Origin of the sequence: Rhodococcus sp. H36-A4 (assembly GCF_027158005.1) — a bacterium.
In the GTDB taxonomy this organism is placed as follows: Bacteria; Actinomycetota; Actinomycetes; order Mycobacteriales; family Mycobacteriaceae; genus Rhodococcoides.
Genome location: NZ_JAPVLQ010000001.1, coordinates 615,298 through 634,687 on the forward strand (window position 1 = coordinate 615,298; position 19,390 = coordinate 634,687).

Annotated in this window: 19 protein-coding genes; 4 read left to right on the forward strand and 15 right to left on the reverse strand. The window is 61.8% G+C overall.

Features of this window, described 5'->3' with window-relative positions; all coding sequences use genetic code 11:
- Nucleotides 1-5: 5 nt before the first annotated feature.
- Both O1W68_RS02840 and O1W68_RS02845 read right to left on the reverse strand, forming a co-directional pair.
- The gene (locus O1W68_RS02840) at nucleotides 6-488 is read right to left on the reverse strand and encodes a h domain protein (protein WP_269301364.1); all 483 of its coding nucleotides are present in this window, start codon (nucleotides 486-488) and stop codon (nucleotides 6-8) included.
- Entirely contained in the window at nucleotides 488-1,249 is a 762-nt protein-coding gene (locus O1W68_RS02845; protein ID WP_269301365.1) for a hypothetical protein, read from the reverse strand. Before O1W68_RS02845 ends, O1W68_RS02840 begins: the two co-directional genes overlap by 1 nt.
- A gap of 166 nt (nucleotides 1,250-1,415) precedes the next feature.
- Between O1W68_RS02845 and O1W68_RS02850 the strand changes: the two genes are divergently transcribed.
- The gene (locus O1W68_RS02850) at nucleotides 1,416-2,357 is read left to right on the forward strand and encodes an alpha/beta hydrolase (protein WP_269301366.1); all 942 of its coding nucleotides are present in this window, start codon (nucleotides 1,416-1,418) and stop codon (nucleotides 2,355-2,357) included.
- 64 nt (nucleotides 2,358-2,421) lie between these two features.
- Here O1W68_RS02850 and O1W68_RS02855 read toward each other — a convergent pair whose 3' ends face one another.
- From O1W68_RS02855 to O1W68_RS02900, 10 genes are all read right to left on the reverse strand, one after another.
- On the reverse strand, nucleotides 2,422-3,825 hold the full coding sequence (locus O1W68_RS02855; RefSeq protein WP_269301367.1) for an MCE family protein: 1,404 nt from the start codon (nucleotides 3,823-3,825) through the stop codon (nucleotides 2,422-2,424).
- On the reverse strand, nucleotides 3,822-5,009 hold the full coding sequence (locus tag O1W68_RS02860; RefSeq protein WP_269301368.1) for an MCE family protein: 1,188 nt from the start codon (nucleotides 5,007-5,009) through the stop codon (nucleotides 3,822-3,824). The genes O1W68_RS02855 and O1W68_RS02860 overlap by 4 nt, the downstream gene beginning before the upstream one ends.
- Nucleotides 5,006-6,247 carry an MCE family protein gene (locus tag O1W68_RS02865; protein WP_269301369.1) on the reverse strand — a complete coding sequence of 414 codons (1,242 nt, stop codon included), beginning with the start codon at nucleotides 6,245-6,247 and terminating at the stop codon, nucleotides 5,006-5,008. Before O1W68_RS02865 ends, O1W68_RS02860 begins: the two co-directional genes overlap by 4 nt.
- A gap of 1 nt (nucleotide 6,248) precedes the next feature.
- A complete protein-coding gene (locus O1W68_RS02870) occupies nucleotides 6,249-7,319 on the reverse strand; it encodes an MCE family protein (RefSeq protein ID WP_269301370.1) in 1,071 nt (356 codons plus the stop codon).
- Nucleotides 7,306-8,337: an MCE family protein gene (locus O1W68_RS02875; RefSeq protein ID WP_269301371.1), complete on the reverse strand. Its 1,032-nt coding sequence runs from the start codon at nucleotides 8,335-8,337 to the stop codon at nucleotides 7,306-7,308. Before O1W68_RS02875 ends, O1W68_RS02870 begins: the two co-directional genes overlap by 14 nt.
- Nucleotides 8,334-9,497 (reverse strand): MCE family protein, encoded by a 1,164-nt coding sequence (locus tag O1W68_RS02880; protein WP_269301372.1) that lies wholly within the window; start codon nucleotides 9,495-9,497, stop codon nucleotides 8,334-8,336. The genes O1W68_RS02875 and O1W68_RS02880 overlap by 4 nt, the downstream gene beginning before the upstream one ends.
- 7 nt (nucleotides 9,498-9,504) lie before the next feature.
- Nucleotides 9,505-10,356 carry an MlaE family ABC transporter permease gene (locus O1W68_RS02885; protein WP_269301373.1) on the reverse strand — a complete coding sequence of 284 codons (852 nt, stop codon included), beginning with the start codon at nucleotides 10,354-10,356 and terminating at the stop codon, nucleotides 9,505-9,507.
- Nucleotides 10,357-10,369: 13 nt separating this feature from the next.
- Nucleotides 10,370-11,134 (reverse strand): MlaE family ABC transporter permease, encoded by a 765-nt coding sequence (locus O1W68_RS02890; RefSeq protein WP_088945364.1) that lies wholly within the window; start codon nucleotides 11,132-11,134, stop codon nucleotides 10,370-10,372.
- A 371-nt stretch (nucleotides 11,135-11,505) separates the two neighbouring features.
- The gene (locus O1W68_RS02895; protein ID WP_269301374.1) at nucleotides 11,506-12,435 is read right to left on the reverse strand and encodes a 3-oxoacyl-ACP reductase; all 930 of its coding nucleotides are present in this window, start codon (nucleotides 12,433-12,435) and stop codon (nucleotides 11,506-11,508) included.
- Nucleotides 12,436-12,477: 42 nt separating this feature from the next.
- Nucleotides 12,478-12,666, reverse strand: a complete 189-nt coding sequence (locus O1W68_RS02900) for a ferredoxin (RefSeq protein ID WP_136170066.1) — start codon at nucleotides 12,664-12,666, stop codon at nucleotides 12,478-12,480.
- 227 nt (nucleotides 12,667-12,893) lie between these two features.
- Here O1W68_RS02900 and O1W68_RS02905 point away from each other — a divergent pair, with 227 nt between their 5' ends.
- Both O1W68_RS02905 and O1W68_RS02910 read left to right on the forward strand, forming a co-directional pair.
- Nucleotides 12,894-14,072, forward strand: coding sequence for an acyl-CoA dehydrogenase family protein (locus tag O1W68_RS02905; RefSeq protein ID WP_269301375.1), 1,179 nt, complete (start codon nucleotides 12,894-12,896; stop codon nucleotides 14,070-14,072).
- Between the two features lie 19 nt (nucleotides 14,073-14,091).
- On the forward strand, nucleotides 14,092-15,183 hold the full coding sequence (locus O1W68_RS02910) for an acyl-CoA dehydrogenase family protein (protein ID WP_269301376.1): 1,092 nt from the start codon (nucleotides 14,092-14,094) through the stop codon (nucleotides 15,181-15,183).
- A 138-nt stretch (nucleotides 15,184-15,321) separates the two neighbouring features.
- On the opposite strand, the gene O1W68_RS02915 is transcribed toward O1W68_RS02910, so the two are convergent.
- The 3 genes from O1W68_RS02915 to O1W68_RS02925 all read right to left on the reverse strand — a co-directional run bounded on the left by O1W68_RS02915 (nucleotide 15,322) and on the right by O1W68_RS02925 (nucleotide 18,496).
- The gene (locus O1W68_RS02915; protein WP_269301377.1) at nucleotides 15,322-15,561 is read right to left on the reverse strand and encodes a hypothetical protein; all 240 of its coding nucleotides are present in this window, start codon (nucleotides 15,559-15,561) and stop codon (nucleotides 15,322-15,324) included.
- 178 nt (nucleotides 15,562-15,739) lie between these two features.
- Nucleotides 15,740-16,855, reverse strand: coding sequence for an NAD(P)H-dependent flavin oxidoreductase (locus O1W68_RS02920; protein WP_269301378.1), 1,116 nt, complete (start codon nucleotides 16,853-16,855; stop codon nucleotides 15,740-15,742).
- 6 nt (nucleotides 16,856-16,861) lie between these two features.
- Nucleotides 16,862-18,496 carry an acyl-CoA synthetase gene (locus O1W68_RS02925; RefSeq protein ID WP_269301379.1) on the reverse strand — a complete coding sequence of 545 codons (1,635 nt, stop codon included), beginning with the start codon at nucleotides 18,494-18,496 and terminating at the stop codon, nucleotides 16,862-16,864.
- A 77-nt stretch (nucleotides 18,497-18,573) separates the two neighbouring features.
- Between O1W68_RS02925 and O1W68_RS02930 the strand changes: the two genes are divergently transcribed.
- Nucleotides 18,574-19,389, forward strand: coding sequence for a crotonase/enoyl-CoA hydratase family protein (locus O1W68_RS02930; protein ID WP_269301380.1), 816 nt, complete (start codon nucleotides 18,574-18,576; stop codon nucleotides 19,387-19,389).
- Nucleotide 19,390 lies beyond the last annotated feature (1 nt).

Below are 19,390 nucleotides of genomic sequence, written 5' to 3' on the forward strand. Positions count from 1 at the left end.
TGTGCTCAGATCGGAGCCAACTCGCTTGCGAGCCAACGCCCGTCGACTTTTTCCATCTGCATCCGTACCCGACTTCCGCTACTGGCAGCGTCAGGAGCCTCGGTGCTGGTGGTGATCTGATTGAGGAACAGCAATATCGTTGCCTCGTCCGGATCGGCCGAAACGACGGCGGTGCCCTGCACGGTGACCTGAACGGTGAGCGACTTTTCCTTGGCACTGGGAGCGATCACTTCGGTCACCAACTTGGTGTATTCGTCTTTGAAGTCTCCGGTCAAACCGTCTGCAGCAGAGCCCAATTGCTGATCCACATTGTCGAAGTCGTAGGCCAGCATCGAGGTAGCCTGCGTCGACGCTGCTGCTACGGCGTCGGTACGTGCCTGCTCGGTCTGCTCGTTCTGCCGATACTGATAGAACAGCACCCCGACAGCTCCGGCGAGCACCAACACGATGACGACAGCCAAGCTGCGCACAAGAATTCCAGATTTCATCACGGCACGAACTCCACTCTCGACGCGGTCATCACGTCACCGTCGTCAGCGACTGTTACGCGCAACCGGAAGTCGCGCGGCTGGGGTTCTTCGGCATCGGAGTTCTTCACCATTGCCCGTGCAGCCACCAGGACATCCGCTGCATCGTCGCTGATGTTCTCGATTCCAGCTTCGATGATCTCACCGTTCGAGTCGACACGAGCCTGCTTGACGACGTCGACGAACGGCCCTTCACGGCCCTCGAACTCGGCCTTGAAATCACCACTGGCGCCGGCCAGCAACCGATCCACGTCCTCTTGCGCCGAATCGGGATGAATCGTCGTCAGATTCAACACGGTCTGTCGGGCGGTCTGTACGAATCGCTCGGCTTGCGCGTCTTCGGCGTTCGTCGCTCGATTGGCCAGAAACAGGTAGACGCCTCCAGCGAGCAACGCGAGAACCACGACGACGAACAACGACGTCAGCACTACGCCGCGGCGGTTCGTTGTCGACTGCGGGGAATTCTCGTCCTGCTCGGGCTTTTCTTCTTCCGGCCGAGAGTCTTCCGTCGTCGGCGTTGTCGGCTTCTTCTCGGCGTCAGCCTCGGCGAGGGAGGATTTCGGTTCCTCTTTCTTCAGGTCCGGCGTGTCGACGGGTGAGTCCTGTGCGGTTGCCGGTGCTTCGACGGTGTCTTTCGACGTCGTCTCGCCCGCGATAGGCCCTGCCGGTCGTACTGCCCGACGGCGTGGGCGCCTCGGCGCCGTGCCCTCGTCGTCTGCCATAAAAACCTTCCTCGTTGCGTCCAGTGGTCGTGCCGACTAGAACCGGTGTCGACCTACATCTCATTCACATTGTGCACGCTGTGGGTAACAGATAGGTCTATAACTAGAACTGGTTCACCAGGCTGATACTCTCACTCGTCGGGTCGACTCGAGAGGACCACTCCCTATGGCTCACACGCTCACATGGCACGACGACATCAGCCACCAGGCACGAGTACTGTCTTATGCCATGCGGATGACGCTGAAACCGGCGTTCAGTCTCTGGCCACTCACCGACAACGGTATCCGAGCGATCGGTCACCTCGACCGTGCCGTCGACCGACTTCCGAAACCCAAGCGCGTGACGATCGAGCAGGTTTCCCTCGGCGGGGTGCCATGCGAGAAGACGACACACCCGCGGGTCGCGACGGGATCTCTTGCCGATGCAACCATCCTCTACTTCCACGGCGGAGGTTTCGTCTTCTGCGGTTTGGCCACCCACCGGAGTGCCTGCGCCACAATGTCTGCTCGCGCAGGTGTGCCGGTGTACTCCGTCGAGTACCGACAGATCCCCGACGGCGGAATCGGTACGTCCATCGCCGACGCGATGCGCTCCTACCGCGCCGCGCTGGACACCGTCGCAGATCCGTCCAAGATCGTCGTTGCAGGTGATTCTGCCGGTGGATATCTCGCGATGAAGGTAGCCGAACTTGCTGTGCTGGAGGGACTCACTCCGCCCGCCGCGGTGTTGGGGTTCTCCCCTTTGCTCAATCTGGATTTGAAGAGTCATCCGCGGAAGTTCATGAAGAAGGATGCGTACCTTCCGATGAAGCAGGTTCTTGCACTCGAAGATCGCTGGCTCGCCGGACCCGACACCATTCCCGGTGCTTCTTCGCCCGTCAATGCCGACCCGTCGATCTTTCCACCGGTATTCCTCTCGACTGCGGAGAACGAAATCATGCGACCCGACGTCGAATCGATGACCCGGAAGCTCGGCGTCGCAGGCCGAACCGTCGAAACGCATGTGTGGAGGGGGCAGGTGCACGCGTTCCCCGTGATGGCCACCGCACTGCCGGAAGGCAAGGCGGTCCTGGACCTCGCTGTGGCGTTCGCTGCCCGCAACCTCTGAAGCCGACTCCCTACCGAGTCCACTCCGCCGCATCTGCGCTGGAGTGGACTCGAAGGGAAATCTGCTAACCAGTACCCTGCTGGACCGACATGAGGCCCTGCAGATCATTGACACCGCCATTGAGTCCGGGTTGGGCGTAGGCGACGCCGCCGGGTGCGACATACATTCCGGTCTGCGGATCGTACGGACGCGCTGCTACTGCCGGAGTGAGACTGCTTTCGCCACTGGGAATCTCGGTGTACGACGGCTCGCCCTGCTCGACGGGGCCCCACGGCGGGTTGTTTCCGAGCGGCACATAGCCAGCCTCGCTGCGACAGACTTCCGGAGTGGGTCCGCGCCGACCAGGAAACTCCATGCACGGCAGGTTCCGCGAGCCACGGACTGCCGCGCTGTCGGACTGATCGGTCTTGCAGAACAGGTCGGCCGGTGTGTCCGGAACGGACATTTCGCTGGGGTCACGTCGCTGATCGGCAGGAAGGAATCCCGTAGTACACGCGGGCGGGTCGTTGACTTCGAGTTGAAAGTCGACGATGGCACCTTCGTCGGCCGGCCCGGAGCCTGCCGCAGTCATCAGCGCTGCAGTGATCGGCGGATACAGCACCAGGATCTGCTCGATGCCTGCGTTGTAGATGACACCGACTTCACCGATGCTGACCAGATTGGCGAGCAGAATCGGCAGCGTCGGTTGCAGATCCTGGAACAGCTTGTTGGCTGTTGCTGCCGCGTTCGGGCCCTTCTCGAGGATGGCACGAAGATCCGGATCGCTGGTACGAAGCTGGTCGGTAAAGGTCGCCAAATTGCTTGTCCAGGAACGAATCGCATCGCTACTGACGACCTGCCCATCCAGCAGTGGCCCGAGCTGATCCAACAATTGGATGGTTTCCCCGGAGTTGTCATTCGCTTCCTGTACGAACAGTCGAGTCGAGTCGATGAGCTTCTGCAAGTCCGGTCCGGCTCCGTTGAACGCCTTGAAGGACTCGTCGACCACGGTCCGCAGCCGAGTATCGGAAATGCTCTTCAGGAGCGTGTCCGCCTGGTCCAACATCGGTCCGACATCCTGCGGCACCGACGAGCGGTCCACCGGAACGACATCGCCGTTCGACAGGGCGGGGCCGTCCGAGCTGCGCGGGATCAGATCGACGTACTGCTCTCCGACGGCAGAGACACTTTTCACCTCGGCATCGACGTCCTCGGGAATCGAATAGTCGCTGTCGATCGACATCTTGGCGTCCACGCCATCCGGTGTGAGTTCGACAGTCTGTACCTCACCGACCGTGGTGCCCCGATACGTCACGTTCGCGTAGGGGTACAGACCTCCGGTTGTCGGCAGTTGAACCGTGACGGTATAGCGACCGATCCCGACAAGCGCTGGCGCCCCGACGTATTGAGTCGCCATGGCGACGAGTCCGATGACGGTGAGGATCGAGAAGATGATCAGCTGCACGCGAACAAATCTGGTGAGCATCATGGCGCAGGCACCCCGAGTCCAGGAATGGTGGGCAGTGGAATTGCAGGCAGCCCTGGAATTTGCAGGGTCGGTGCGCTGATGGGTCCACGCAGCGGGTCGCCCGCCGATGCTGCCGTCGGTGCGGCCTGTTGCCCGAGAGCGCCTTCGAGGCCTGCGATGCGGCCTGCGAGAGGAGTGCCGGTGAGGAAGTTGGCGTCGAGCCGTGGAAGTGACAGGTCGATCGTCATCCCCAGGTTTGCGTAGTCTCCGCGGATCACGTTGTCGATGCCCTCCTGTGGGAACGGGTAGGTCAGCAGGACCGACAACACTTCGGTCAACGCGCTTCCGGAATCAGCCAATGCGTTGAGAACTGGCGTGATGCTTTCGATATTGGTCTGCAGGTCTGCGCCACTGGTTTCGACCAACTGCGATACGACGTTGCTGAGCTTGCCCAGCGACACGAAGGCTCCGGTGATGTTCGGCCGTTGCTGGATCAATACGTCGAGCGCCGGTGGCAGTTGGTTCAATGCCTTTGTCAGCGTGGCGCTCTGATTCTCGACGTTGACGGCGAGACGATCGACCCCATCCAATGCCGCAATGATGTCACCCCGCTGATTGTCGAGACTGCCGACCAATTCGTCCAGCCGCGGCAACAGGTCTCGGACCGAATCTTCGCGGCCACCGATGGCATTGTTCAGTTCGGTGGTGATGTCCTGAATTTGAGCCAGGCCACCACCGTTGAGCACGACGGACAGCGAAGACAGAGTCTGCTCGGTCGTCGGGTATGCCCCGGCTCGATCCATAGGGATAAGGTCGCCGTTCTGCAGCCTTCCCTCGGGGTCGGGCGGTGGCACCAGCGCGAGGTGCTGTGACCCGAGGAGCGAAGTCTGACCGATCTTGGCCGTCACGTTCTCCGGCAGCTCGACGCCCTCGTTCAGGGACACGGTGACCAGGGCGTGCCAGTTCTGAACCTCGATACCCTCGACGGCGCCGATAGTGACGTCGTCGACGGTCACCGGTGAGTTCTGCGACAGCGTAGTCACGTTGGGCATTTCGATCTGCACCTGATAGGCCCCGTCGCCTCGCCCCTGAGTGCCGGGCAATGGCAGGGAGTTCAAACCGCCCCATTCACAGCCTGCCAGCGTCACCGACATGGCGCAGGCGAGAATGCCCACCTTTACAACGGAACGTGTGCGAGTTTTCATCGTCCGCCTCCCAGCAGGTCACCGAGGCTCGGAATCTGGACGGTCGGCATGCCGGCAAGCGGCTCGGATACAGGGGCAGGCGTCGGTGCCTGTTCGAGGCCAGGCTCGGTATAGATGATCTGATCCGGATTCGCCGCCGCCCCCTTGATCGGATTGGTAAGAAATGCAGGGTAATTGAAGACCAGCGAACTGAGAACGGGACCGAGGTATTGCTTGCACAGATCGGCGCTGCGTTCGGACGTGGAGTTCCCCACACCCGCCACCGCACCGCAGATGAAGTTGATCGGGTTGCCGAAGTTGTTCAGCGCGATGGCACCGGTCAGCGAACCCTGCGCCGGTTGGTAGATGTTGTTGAAGTTGGCGAGTGCATTCGGTCCGGAATGCAGGATGCGCTCGATTTCCGGGCGCTTGTCGGTCAGGACGCGGGTCGCATCAGCCAACCGGCCGACTCCCTCGACCAATCCGGCCTGATTATCGGCGATGAACCGCTGGACTTCACCGAGGGCGACATTGAGATCGGTCATGGCAGTACCGAATTCGTCTGAACTCTGTGCGAGCATCTCCGACACCGACGCCAGTCGGCCGCCGAACTGCACGATTTGATCGTTGCTGTTGGACAGTGCGCCGACGAACACCTGCAGATTGCGGATGGTCGAAAAAAGATCAGTTCGACCATCGGATAGAACTCGCATTGTGTCGGACAGTTCGCGCAGGGTCGAGCGCAACGCGTCACCGTTCCCGTCGAGATTGTCGGCGGCGGTGTCGATGAACCGGCCTACCGGTCCTTGCTCGTCGACTCCCTCCGGGCCCAAAGACGTCGACAGTTTGGTCAGTTCGGTCTTGATCTGGTCCCACTCGACGGGTACCGCGGTGCGGTCGAGGGGAATTGTTTCCCCGTCGGCCAATTCGGGTCCGCCGGCGAACACGGGAGTGAGTTGCACGAACCGCGCGGACACCAGGCTCTGCGCGATGATGACGGCCTTGGCATCAGCAGGGATAGCGACGTTCGATGAAACCTGCATGCTTACGCGGGCGTCGTCACCTTGGGGTTCGATCTTCTTGACCTTGCCCACGGTCACGCCGAGTACCCGCACATCGTCGCCTTCGTACAGCCCTGTCGTAGAGGAGAACTGAGCGACCACGGATTTTTGGGTGAGGCCGATGATCACCTTGTAACCGACCACGACCAACACGATCGCCAGCACGGCGGCACCGAGATACAGCAGTTTCTTCTTCATGTCATTGCCCCGGAGGTTTCAGGATGGGTGGCGAATTCTTTGGGAGCAGATCCTGCAAAGTGCCAGGCAACTGTTCCGGAGCGACGACGCTGTCCACGACCGTCTTCCACCACGAGCTCGGGAGGATGTTCTGGATGTAGGCGTTGAAGAACGGCCCGCTCGCCACCGCTTCACCGAGGGCGCTGATATACGGCCCGAGGCCATCGAGCGCGCCGGCAATGTTGTCGTTGTTCTTCTGTAGTACTGCCACCACCGAATTGAGCTTCTCGAGTGTCGGACCCATCTGAGCCGAATTCTCCTGGACCAAACCAGTGAGCTGGCGAGACACCGAGGAAATATTGGTGATCAACTGGCTGATCGCGGTGCGCCTGCGATCGAGTTCGCCGAACAGGTCGTTGCCGTCGAGAATCAACTGGTTGATCTGATCGCTGCGGGTAGCGAGGATTCCGGTCACGCTCTCGGCACGCTCGAGCAACTGCTGCAAGCTCTCGTCACGGGAGTTGATGCTCTCCGAAAGCCTGGTGACGCCGTCGAGCGCGGTCCGCAATTCCGGCGGCGTATTCGAAAACGTATCCGAGAAGACGTTCATGGCATCGCCGAGTTGCTGGGTGTCTAGGTCGGAGACGGTCGTGCTCAGGTCTCCCAATGCATCGGTCAACGAGTACGGGGAGTTGGTGCGAGAGGACGGAATGGTGTCGTGGACATCGATGGAACCGGGCCCATCGGGTGAGACCTTCAAGGACTTGCGGCCCAGGATGGTGTTGGTCTTGATGGCCGCAGCAGTGGCCTCGCCGAGTTCGATGTTCTCGCGCACCGTGAACTCGACGCGAACTTCCTGGTCGGAGAGGGCGATCTGCTCCACTCTGCCGACGTTGACTCCGGAGACCGTGACGTCGTCGCCGACCATCAGGCCGCCCGCATCGGTGAAGTTGGCCGAATAGTTGATGCCGCCGTTCAGGAACGGCAGGCGGTCGTACTGCAACGAAGCAACCACGATGCAGACGGACAATACGACGCCGATGACCCCGACGTGAATGAAGTTGGGTGATTTATCCGCTTTAGTTGACGTCATTGATGTTTGCGCACCTCCCCGTATCCTGAACCGCCGTCGGGACGAGCAGCGTCGGAGACCCCTCGGGGCCTGAGATCTTGAACGTGTTGGAGCAGAGGTAGAACTGGAAGAAGCTACCGTACGATCCGGTTCTGATCAGCTTCTTGTAGTCGCTCGGCAGCCGAGTGAGCACCTGATCGATGTTGTCTTTTCCAAGGTCCAGCTGGGTTGCGGTCCGGTTCGCGGCAGCGATCATCGACTGCAGATCGGGACGCGTCGCCTCGAGAAGCCCGGCCAGATCACCTGTCGCCCCGGCGATGCGCGGGATGGCGTCACCGATCGGGTCTCGATCCTGAGCAAGGCCACTGACGAGTTGCTGCAATGAGTCGATGGTGGTCTCGAACTGAGTCCCCTGACGGTCGATAGTGCCGAGAGTCGCGTTGAGGTTGGTGATGACATCGCCTATCAACTGGTCGCGGTCCGCGAGAGTGTTGGTGAACGAGCTCGTGTTGCCGAGAAGCGAGACGAGAGTTCCACCCTGACCTTGCAGGACCGCGAGCAACGCCGCGGACAAATCGTTGGTCTGTTGAGGATCCAAGCCTCGCAGCAACGGCTTGAAGCCACCGAGCAGCAGGTCGAGATCGAGCGCGGGTGAAGACTGATTCACCGGAATCGTGCCGCCACTGTCGAGTTCCTCGATCCCGCCGGGACCTTCGAGGAGCTCCAGGTACCGGTCGCCGACGAGGTTCTCGTATCGGACAGTTGCTGCGGTGCTCGTCAGTAGACGGTGCTTCGAGTCGACGTCGAACTCGACCTCGGCGAGGTTCCCATCGCCGACGTCCACACCCTTGACCGCTCCGACGGGAACTCCTGCGATACGAACCTTGTCACCCGACTGGAGTCCTGAGGCATCGCTGAACACGACATGGTAGGAGTCGGCGCTACCGAACCGGTATTGGCTGAACACCAAAGCCAAAGCACCGAAGATCACCACCATGACCAGCGCGAAGATCGAAAGCTTTATCGTATTACTTCTCATGGCCACGCCCCCGCAAACAGGAATTGGAAGATGGTGGGCACGTTGACGGAAGGCTGAGTCTCGGGCACATAGGGCACGTCGGCGGTGTCCGCGACGACGAACGGTGCATTGGCCTTCTTCGGGTCGAAGTCGGGCAACCCGTAACAGTTGGGGCCACCACTGGCCGCGATCTTGGGTAGATCCTTCTCGACCGTGTACGCCGGATCACCTAGCACGAAGCTCGCGCTGAGCATGAGCGAGGCGCTGTCTCCTGCACCGGCCAGAGGCCCGAATTGCTTCCGTCCCTTGTTGAGCCCGACCAGGAAGCAAGAGATTGCGGGTGAGTATTCATCGAGAAGCGTCGTGGTGTCGGTCAGTGTCGACAGCGCGGTCTCGAGTGGCTGCTGGTTCTCGCTCAGTACCTGAGTTGCCGTATCGGCAAGGCCGGTCACGTTCATCAGGAGTAGATCGAGGTTCGCTTGTTCCTCGACGATGGTTTTGCCCGTGTCACTTGCGTTGTCGAGTACCCGCATGAGGTCCGGCGTCGCATCCGCGTAGACGTTGGTGACGATCGCTGCCGCGGACAGATCTCGTTGCAATGCCGGAAGGCTCGGATTCACTGTCTTCAGATAGGAATCGGTGTCCTCGAGTAGCGACCCGAGTTGTTCACCGCGGCCGCGCAGCGCCGAGGACACCGCGCCGAGGGTGGCGTTGAGCTTCTCGGGTTCGAGCTTCTGAAGGACCTCTGACAGGTGCTGGAACAGCGTGTTGAACTCGACGGTGACGCTGTCCGCGGGTATGACGGCGCCGGCCTCGATGCTCTGGCTCGACGGGTCGGCCGGGACGACGAAATTGACGTACTTGGCGCCGAACACCGTCGTGGACTTGATCTCGACCGCAGCGTTCGACGGGATCAGCGACAGCATCGACGGATCGAGATCCAGGTCGAGGCGAGCCATACCGTCTTCTTGCGAGATCGACCCGACTCGGCCGACCTCGACGCCGCGAAGCTTGACCTTGGCCTGCGGATCCATCACCAGTCCAGCGCGCGCCGAGGTGACGGTGACCGGAACCGTGCTGGTGAATCCGCCGGCGAACGTGATCAGCGCGAACGCCGTGATGGCGACCAAACCGAGCACAAGTCCGGCAGCCGCAAGTTTCTTGGTAATCGAATTTTCCATGTTCCCGTTATCCCGACAGGTTGAAGTTGCCGGAGCTGCCGTAAATGGCCAGCGAGATCAACAAGGTCACCGTCACGACCGCGATGAGCGAGGCGCGGACCGCATTTCCGACGGCCACCCCGACGCCGACCGGACCGCCGCTGGCAGTGAAGCCGTAGTAGGTGTGTATCAGCATCACCGCGAGAGCCATGACTATGGCCTGGGCAAAGGACCACAAAATGTCCGTCGGTATCAAAAACGTGTCGAAGTAGTGGTCGTAGACGCCCGCAGACTGGCCGAAGAGCACCACCGTGGCGAAGCGACTCGCGATGAACGAGGCAATGACCGCAAGCGAGTAGAGAGGAACGATGGCAACCATGCCGGCGAGCACTCGCGTACTGACCAGGTAAGGGATCGAAGGAATTGCCATCGATTCCAGTGCGTCGATTTCCTCGGCGACCCGCATGGCGCCCAACTGCGCCGTAGAGCCGGCTCCGATGGTGGCTGCAAGCCCGATTCCCGCGATGACCGGCGCGGCGATGCGCACGTTGATGAAGGCGGCGAAGAAGCCGGTGAGCGCCTCGACCCCAATGTTACCCAGCGATGAAAAGCCCTGCACGGCAATGGTTCCACCAGCGAACAGCGTCAAAAAACCGACGATGACCACTGTTCCACCGATGACGGCCAGCGCCCCGGACCCCATGCTGATCTCGGCGACGAGTCGGAGTGTCTCTTTTTTGTAGCGAACGGCGGCGCGCGGAACATACCCGAGCGCACGGAGATAGAAGATCGCCTGTTCTCCCAGGCGGTCCACCGCCCCTGATGTGCGACCGATGCGCCTACGCACCATCGGAAAACGGCCGGTTGCAACGAGAGCCATCTCTAGATCCCCCTCATCCGGCTGTCAATTTGATACCGACGGCGGTGACTACGACATTGACGACGAACAGCGCCATGAACGCGAAGACGACGGTCTGATTCACTGCATCGCCCACGCTCTTGGCTCCACCGCGTACGTTCAACCCGAGATAGCACGCTACGAGGCCGGCGATCATACCGAACAGACCGGCTTTTACCTGCGAGACGATGAGTTCACCGAAGCCGGTCAGCAGCGTGATGCCGTTGACGAAGGCACCCGGGTTGACACCTTGCAGGAAGACGGAGAACACGAAGCCACCGAGAATGCCGATGGTGCTCACCAAGCCGTTGAGCAGCAGAGCGATGACCGTCGAGGCAAGTACTCGCGGGACGACGAGGCGGTGGATCGGATTGATGCCGAGGACCCGCATCGCGTCGATTTCTTCGCGGATGGTGCGTGCAGCGAGGTCGGCGCAGATGGCCGTCGCGCCTGCTCCAGCGACGATGAGCACCGTGACGATGGGACCGACCTGCGTGACAGCGCCAAGAGCAGCGCCCGCGCCACTGAGGTCGGCTGCACCGATCTCGCGGAGAAGAATATTGATGGTGAAACTGACCAAAACGGTGAACGGCACTGCCACCAGGACGGTGGGGACCATCGACACGCGGGCGATGAACCACGCCTGGTCGATGAACTCCTGACGCTGGAACGGCCGGCGGAACACCGAACGTAGGGTGTACCACGACATGTCGAAGAAAGCGCCTACCGCACGAAGGGGTACGAGTAGAACGTCGTTCATGGAACCTCCCTCGATGCATGCGGCACTGTGATCCAGGTCATGGCCGTCCAGCTCATGTTAACTAGAACACGTTCAGTAGTCAAAGAATCGACCGATCTCGATAGTGGGCGGTTCGAATCACGCGTGAGTGTCGCACACATCGCGTACGGCCCTTCTGTTCACTTACATTGCAAGAAAGTCGTTTTCGCTTCCAGGTGTCCAGAATTCGGTACATCCAAGGGGCCCTCTCAGCCACTAGAAGCGGAAGCTTCACCGCGACGAAGCGGGTGTAAAACTAGATCAAGTTCTAGTTTTACACCCGCCACATCGAAACCTACGTGCCCGCATCATCTTCGCCCGACATGGTCGGTGATGTGGCCGAAATCGAAAAGCTACGAACCGACCGTGACCTCGGAAGCGTCGAGATCGAGAGCCGCGCCGGCCGAGAAGGTCTTGGAAGGATCACGGCCGTCGAAGTACGCACTCAGCTCGGTCCCGAGAGACAGCGGCGTCCACGCATCCGAAGTTGCGTCGAACCGCTGCTCGACGACGGGGGCAGCCATCAGAGCCACCATCGGCCCGTAGACGATGAAGACCTGGCCGTTGACGGCGTCCGAGGCGGGCGAGGACAGGTAGGTCACCAACGTCGAAACGTGCTCCGGCGCCAACGGATCGACCCCGGCGGTGGGGGCGTCCCCGAAGACAGCCTCGGTCATCGTCGTACGGGCCCGTGGGCAGATCGCATTGGCGCGAACCCCGTATCGTGACAACGCCCGCGATGCCGACAGCGTCAACGCCGTGATTCCTGCCTTGGCTGCGCCGTAGTTGGCCTGCCCTTCCGGCCCCAGCAGACCTGCTTCGGAAGAGGTGTTGACGATCCGGCCGTAGACCGGTGCACCCGACTTCTTCGACTCGGCCCGCCAGTAAGCGCCCGCGTTGCGCGTGAGCAGGAAGTGTCCGCGCAGATGTACCCGAACGACTGCGTCCCAGTCGTCGTCGGACATGTTGAACAGCATGCGGTCTCGGACGATTCCAGCGTTGTTGACGACGATGTCGACGCGGCCGAACTTGTCCTGCGCGGCCGCGAACATGGCGTCGGCAGTGGAACGTTCGCTCACGTCGCCCGGCACGAAGACCACCCGACGGCCCGTCGCCTCGATCGCCGCGATCGTCTCGTCCGCGGCCGGTCCCGAAGCGATGTCGCCGAGCACTATGTCGGCACCCGCCTGCGCGAGGCCGATGGCCTCCGCGCGGCCGAGTCCGGACGCAGCACCTGTCACGAGCGCTACTCTGCCGTCGATTCGTACCTCTTCGTCGTTCACGTTCCGGACTGTAGAACGTGTTCTATGTTTGTGGCAAGCAAGCTATCCCTTCCACCGCAGCGCGGCTCGCGGACAACCCGCTATTGCCTCGTCCACGTCCGCCTTGTTCTCGGGCAGGTCCGCGGTATCGGACACCACCAGTTGGTCGTCGTCGTCGAGGTCGAACACCTGGGGTGCTACACCTACACAAACGCCGTTCGCTTCACACCGATCGAAATCCACCTCGAGCACCGTCGATACCCACTTTCACTAGTGATGTGGCCGCGTCGGCGCTCGTGCATCGCGGTTTGTCCTCGGTTCGAGGCCGCACACCCGGCCGACGGGCCGCTTATCCCTCAAGACTAGAACCTGTTCCACCCCGTGTGCAATGATTCGACTTACCTGAGGGTGACGCACGGATTCCGACGTCGACTCGCCATGAACTTGTTGCAGATTCCGGGCACGAGAGGACCACTGATATGCGGATCATGTATACGGAGGAACAGGCCGAGTTGCGCGCCGAATTACGCGCCTACTTCGCCACCCTGATCACTCCTGAGCGCCGCGAGGCCCTGAGCTCGACGTCCGGTGAATACGGTGAGGGCACCGTTTACCGCGATGTAGTCAAACAGATGGGTACCGACGGTTGGCTCGCGCTCGGCTGGCCTACCGAGTTCGGTGGCCAGGCACGTTCGGCCATGGACCAACTCATCTTTACGGACGAAGCCGCCACTGCGGGGGCGCCGGTTCCGTTTTTGACCATCAACAGTGTCGCGCCGACTCTCATGGCGTTCGGCACGCCCGAGCAGAAGGCGTACTTCCTTCCGCGCATCTCGGCAGGCGATCTGCACTTCTCGATCGGCTACTCCGAGCCGGAAGCAGGCACCGACCTGGCAGCGCTGCGCACCACTGCAGTGCACGACGGCGACGACTACGTCATCAACGGCCAGAAGATGTGGACCTCGCTCATCAAGTACGCCGACTACGTGTGGCTCGCGTGCCGTACCGATCCCGAGGCTCGCAAGCACCGCGGAATCAGCATGCTGATAGTTCCCACCGACGCCGAAGGTTTCTCCACCACTCCGGTGCACACGATGGCAGGCCCTGACACCAGCGCGACCTATTACCAGGATGTGCGGGTGCCCAAGACCGCACTCGTGGGCGAAGAGAACCGCGGCTGGTCGCTGATCACCAACCAGCTCAACCACGAGCGTGTCGCTCTCACCTCGGCCGGTCCTCTGGTCGCCTCTCTCCGTGAGGTCCGTGAGTGGGCGCAGAACACCAAGAAGCCGGACGGCACCCGAATCATCGATCAGGAATGGGTGCAGATCGCACTCGCTCGGGTACACGCGAAGGCGTCCTACCTCGAACTGCTGAACTGGGAAATCACCGCCGCCAGCTCCACCCCCGGGCCGGCCGACGCCTCGGCGAACAAGGTGTACGGCACCGAACTGGCAACCGAGGCATACCGCACGATGATGGAAATCCTCGGACCGTCCGCCACGTTCCGGCGCGGCTCGCCTGGTGCCCAACTGCAGGGTCGACTCGAAAGGCTGCATCGCTCTTCGTTGATCCTCACCTTCGGCGGCGGCACCAACGAGGTGCAACGCGACATCATCGGCATGACCGCGCTCGGCCTGCCCGCATCTGCACGCTGACTTTTCGGGAGAGAATGAAATGGACTTCACCACCACCGAGGCTCAGCGCGATCTCGCCGGGCTCGCCCAAGACATCGTCACCAAATACAGTACGAACGACGTTCAGCGACAGCTGGATTCGAACCCGGACAGCATCGACCGAGCCCTGTGGGATGCGCTGATCTCCGGCGGCCTTCTGTCGGCCGCCGCACCCGAGTCCATCGGCGGCGACGGTTACGGCGAGCTGGAAGCATCGTCGATCGCCATCGAACTCGGAAGAGGCATTGCCGCCGTCCCGTTCGTGGCAAGTACTTCGGTCGCCGCGGCGATCGCCCGGTTCGGCTCGGACGAGCAGCGGACCGAGTGGGCAGCCCCAGCCGTTGCCGGGATTTCGATCCTCACGCTGGCAATCGATGAAGAGCACGGCGAACCGCTCGACCCGTTGACCCGAGCAGACCGAACCGACACCGGCTGGACTTTGACCGGCTCCAAGATCGGCGTCGACAGTGCACCCGTCGCCGACGGCTTCCTCGTCACGACCGCCGCAGGTGCGTTCCTCGTTCGCGCGGACGACCCCGGCGTCACGGTCCTACCCCAGCAAGGCGTCGACAACCGCAGCATCGGAGTTCTCGAATTGAACTCGGTGCAGGTCGACTCGACACGCTTGCTCGCAGATCCGGACGTCGCGCGCTGGGTTCTGGCACGCGTCACGCTCGGAACCTGCGCATACCAGGTCGGAGTCCTGGAGGAATCGCTTCGGCTTACCGCCGAGTACGCCCGCGAACGTGTTCAGTTCGGTAAGCCCATCGGCAGCTTCCAGGCTGTCGCACAGCGGTTGGCCGACGGATACATCGATGTCAAGGGCGCCCGGTTGACGCTCTGGAAGGCCGCGTGGAGCCTCTCCGCAGGCAACAACGGTGACGAAGATGTTGCGGTCGCAAAGTTCTGGGCAGCCGACGCGGGACACCGCGTCGCGCACACGCTGGTGCACATCCACGGTGGTGTCGGGCTCGATCGCGATCATCCGGTGCACCGATACTTCCTCGTCGCCAAGCGGGCGGAGTTCGCCTACGGACATGCCACCGCTCAGCTGCGCCGTCTCGGTTCCGCTCTCGCCGACATGCCTGCCTGATTCGGACTGTCGCCCGGCCTACTACATGCCAGGTCGGGCGACACCGAAACGGCCCTGGTTCGAGGGCGATCGGACTCCGAGAAAGTGTGCCCCTCAGCGACTTTCGGCCCGAGCTCGAACGGCCCCTCCAAGGACCGGTCAGTCGAAAAGAGTAGGTGACGGCTGCTCGTCGGCCACTGCTGCCGAGGAACCCGTGGACTCCGACTCTCCCCCAGGAGAACCTTTGCGGACCACCGACAGTGTGGTGGTACGCACCGAGAGTCGATGGCCACCGTGATGTTCCAAAAGTGCGAGACCCTGTCGGATCTCGAGCACTTTCCACGGGCCGGCGTGCCCGTTCGCCTGGACCAGGTCGCCTGCTGCGATCGCGGAAGCCACTACGAGTCTCCATTCGGTTCGTTCATTCGTGTGTGACCCAACACTAGTCGGCTCGGAACCCGTTGCTCGCCTCGAGCGCCCCCACCCGGCGACAACGGAACTTATCGGCCTCGACACACACTCCCCCGCAACACAACTCGGCGGGCCCACCCATGGTTACCCGAGCCCGCCGAGTTGTCTAGCGAATCTTGTCGAGCCTGCTGACTGCTTCCTCGAATCCGCCCACCAAATCGGCGATTATGTCCGCGACCGCCCGAATCTCGTTCATCCTGCCCACGATCTGTCCCACCGGCATGGCGACCACATCGGGATTATCGGCGTTGTTGATTCGTTGATGGGCTTCACTGACCAAGATGTTCTGCAACGGCATCGGTAGTGGGTCCGGGGCCTCGGCGCTGTTCCACGCCTCGGTCCACTTCGTCTTGAGCAAACGCGCAGGTTTACCCGAGTAGATGCGCGTTCGAACCGTATCGCTCGACGTCGCCGTCAACAACGCTTCCTGCATCGCCGACGGCTTACCCTCCGCGCGTGCACCGAGGCGATACTCGGACGCAGTCAGCCACATCGAGCCCATCCAGACACCTTGGGCGCCGAGCGCCAGCGCGGCCGCTACTTGTCGTCCACTGCCGATTCCGCCTGCCGCAAGGACTGCACCCGAGTCGCCCAACGCATCGACGACCTCGGGTAGCAGCACCATCGAAGCGATCTCACCGGTATGACCCCCAGCTTCATACCCCTGAGCGATGACGATATCGACACCGTTCTCGATGTGTCTGCGCGCGTGTTCCGCCGTACCTGCCAGCGCTGCGACCGGTACGCCGTGCTCATGTGCCTGCACGATCACGTCGTTCGGCGGCGAGCCCAGTGCGTTGGCGATCAACTTGATCGGGTGCTTCAACGCGACGTCGACGTGCGAGCGGGCCACCGAGTGCAGCCAGCCGAGCACCCCTTCGTTGCGTGCCGCATCGTCGTCGAGCGGCGGCACACCGAGCTGGTCGAGCGTCCGATCGATGAACGCTCGATGCTCGGCCGGAATCAATTCGTTCAAGTCCACCGAGGCGCCCTCGGTAGGAATTTTCGCCGGCATGACGATGTCGACACCGTACGGCTTACCGTCGGTGTTCTCATCCATCCAGGTCAGCACCGCGTCGAGTTCTTCGGCGTCGTTGAACCGCACACAGCCGAGCACACCGAGTCCGCCGGCTCGGCTGATCGCCGCAGCGACATGTTCGGACGGAGTGAAGCCGAAGATCGGAAATTCTATTCCGAACTTTTCCGAAAGATCGGTGTGCACGGTTGCCTAGCTCTCTGCGCCGGCGAGACGCGACGCGGAGGTCTCGTCGGCCGGTCGCTGTTCGGTCTGACTCAATGCCCACCGGTAGTCGGGCTTGCCGGCCGGCGAACGCTTGATCTCGTCGACGAACCACACCGCACGCGGAATCTTGTATCCCGCAATCTCTTTGCGAGCAGCGGTAGCGAGGTCTGCGAGCGTAGGACGATCTGCGCCTCGGGTCTGCACGACGGCAGCGACCTTGTGGCCGAGCCGCTCGTCCGGTACACCGACGACGATGGCGTCGAAGACGTCGGGGTGCGATTTGAGCGCACCTTCGACCTCTTCCGGGAACACTTTTTCGCCACCGGTATTGATCGAGACCGAGCCACGACCGAGCATCGTGACGGTGCCGTCGGCTTCGACCCTGGCGTAGTCGCCGGGAATCGAGTATCGGACGCCGTGGATTTCCTTGAACGTCGCGGCCGTCTTGACCTCGTCCTTGTAATACCCGACCGGAATGTGCCCGCTCCGAGCCAGCAGGCCCTTGACTCCCGAGCCTGCCTCGACGGGATGGCCGTCTTCACCGAGCACGATCGTCGAGGCGTCGATCTTCACCCGCGGTCCACCGGTGTGTTCGGCGCCCTTGGCGACGATGGACAGTCCGCCGAAGCCGGTCTCGGAAGATCCGATCGAGTCGGTGATCATCCGGTTGGGAAGCAGTTCGAGAAGCTTTTCCTTGATGCTGGGTGAGAACAATGCTGCGCTACTGGCTATCAGGAAGAGCGAAGACAAGTCGTAGGGCTTGCCATCCGGGCGTCCCTCGATGAGCGCGTCGAGCATCGGTCGTGCCATCGCATCGCCGGTGATGAAAATGAGGTTGACGCCGTACTTGTCGACCTGCTGCCACATGGCGTGGCCCTCGAAATCGGGGTGCAGCACGGTCTTTCCGCCACCGAAGAGGCTCTGGAACGTGGCCCACTGCGCCCCGCCGTGGATCATCGGTGGAATCGGCATTCTCGTCATCGGCGGATTCTCGGCACCTAATTTGGCCATGTCCCACTCGTCTTCGACGTATTCGCCCGTCATGAAGTTGATGCCACCGCCGAGCACACGCCAGATGTCCTCGTGCCTCCACATGACGCCCTTGGGACTGCCCGTGGTTCCACCGGTGTAGAGCATGTAGATGTCGTCGTTGGTGCGTTCCTCGAAGTCGCGTTCGGGGGAAGAACTCTCCAGCGCGTCTTCGTAGGAGACCTGGCCCTTCGCGCCGTCGATCACGACGATCGTCTTCAGCAGGGGACACGTCGGTAGGACAGCAGCGACCTTGTCGGAGTAGCGAGCTTCGTGAACGAGTGCGACCATGTCCGAATTCTGGAAGATGTACTGCAACTCGTTCTCGATGTAGCGGTAGTTCACGTTGACCACGACCGCACGAATCTTGAAGATGGCGACCATCGACTCGATCGTCTCGATACCGTTGCGGCTGTACACGCCGACCTTGTCGCCCGGCTTGACGCCTTGTTTCTGCAGGTAGTGGGCTAGCCGGTTGGTTCTGTCTTCCATCTGCGCGTAGGTGATCTCTCGGTCTCCCGACACCAGGGCAATGCGGTCGGGAACAAGGTCGATTGCATGCTCTACGAGGTCTGCGATATTTAGGGCCACGCGTTAAAAGTAGAACGTGTTATCGTTTCTGGCAATAGCCAATCTGAGACTGAGATCACAAGAGCGAGGGAGCCGCAGTGACGTCGAGCGCGCCGGAAATCGGAACGGAATCACCGCACGCACTCGTGGAGAAGCGCGGCCAAGTCCTCATCGTGACGATGAACCGACCCGAAGCACGCAATGCTCTGAGCGGCGAGATGATGGCGATAATGCGTGACGCCTGGGATCGCGTCGATGCCGACCCCGATATTCGGGTCGCCATCCTGACCGGCGCCGGCGGCGCATTCTGCGCGGGCGCCGACCTCAAGGCAATGACCAGCTCACACCCAGGTGACAGTTTCAGCGGCGGCGGGTGGGATCTGTCGAAGATCGAGGCACTGTTGAAAGGCCGCAGGCTCACCAAGCCGCTCATCGCAGCCGTCGAAGGCCCCGCCATTGCAGGCGGTACCGAGATTCTTCAGGGCACCGATATTCGCGTTGCAGGTGAAAGCGCCAAGTTCGGTGTCTCAGAAGCAAAATGGGGGCTCTTCCCACTCGGCGGATCTGCAGTGCGGCTCGTCCGGCAGATCCCGTACACGATCGCGGCGGACATCCTGTTGACCGGCAGACACATTCGCGCTGCCGAAGCCAAGGAGATCGGGCTGATCGGCCACGTGGTCCCAGACGGCCAGGCACTGGAGAAGGCACTCGAACTCGCCGAACTCATCGCCGCGAACGGCCCGCTCGCCGTGCAGGCGATACTCAAGACCATCCGAGACACCGAGGGACTCCACGAGGAAGAGGCGTTCAAGATCGACGCCGAACTCGGAGTAGCGGTATTCAAGAGCCACGACGCCAAGGAAGGGCCCCGGGCTTTCGCCGAGAAGCGGGCCCCGGTGTTCGAAGGGCGGTAGC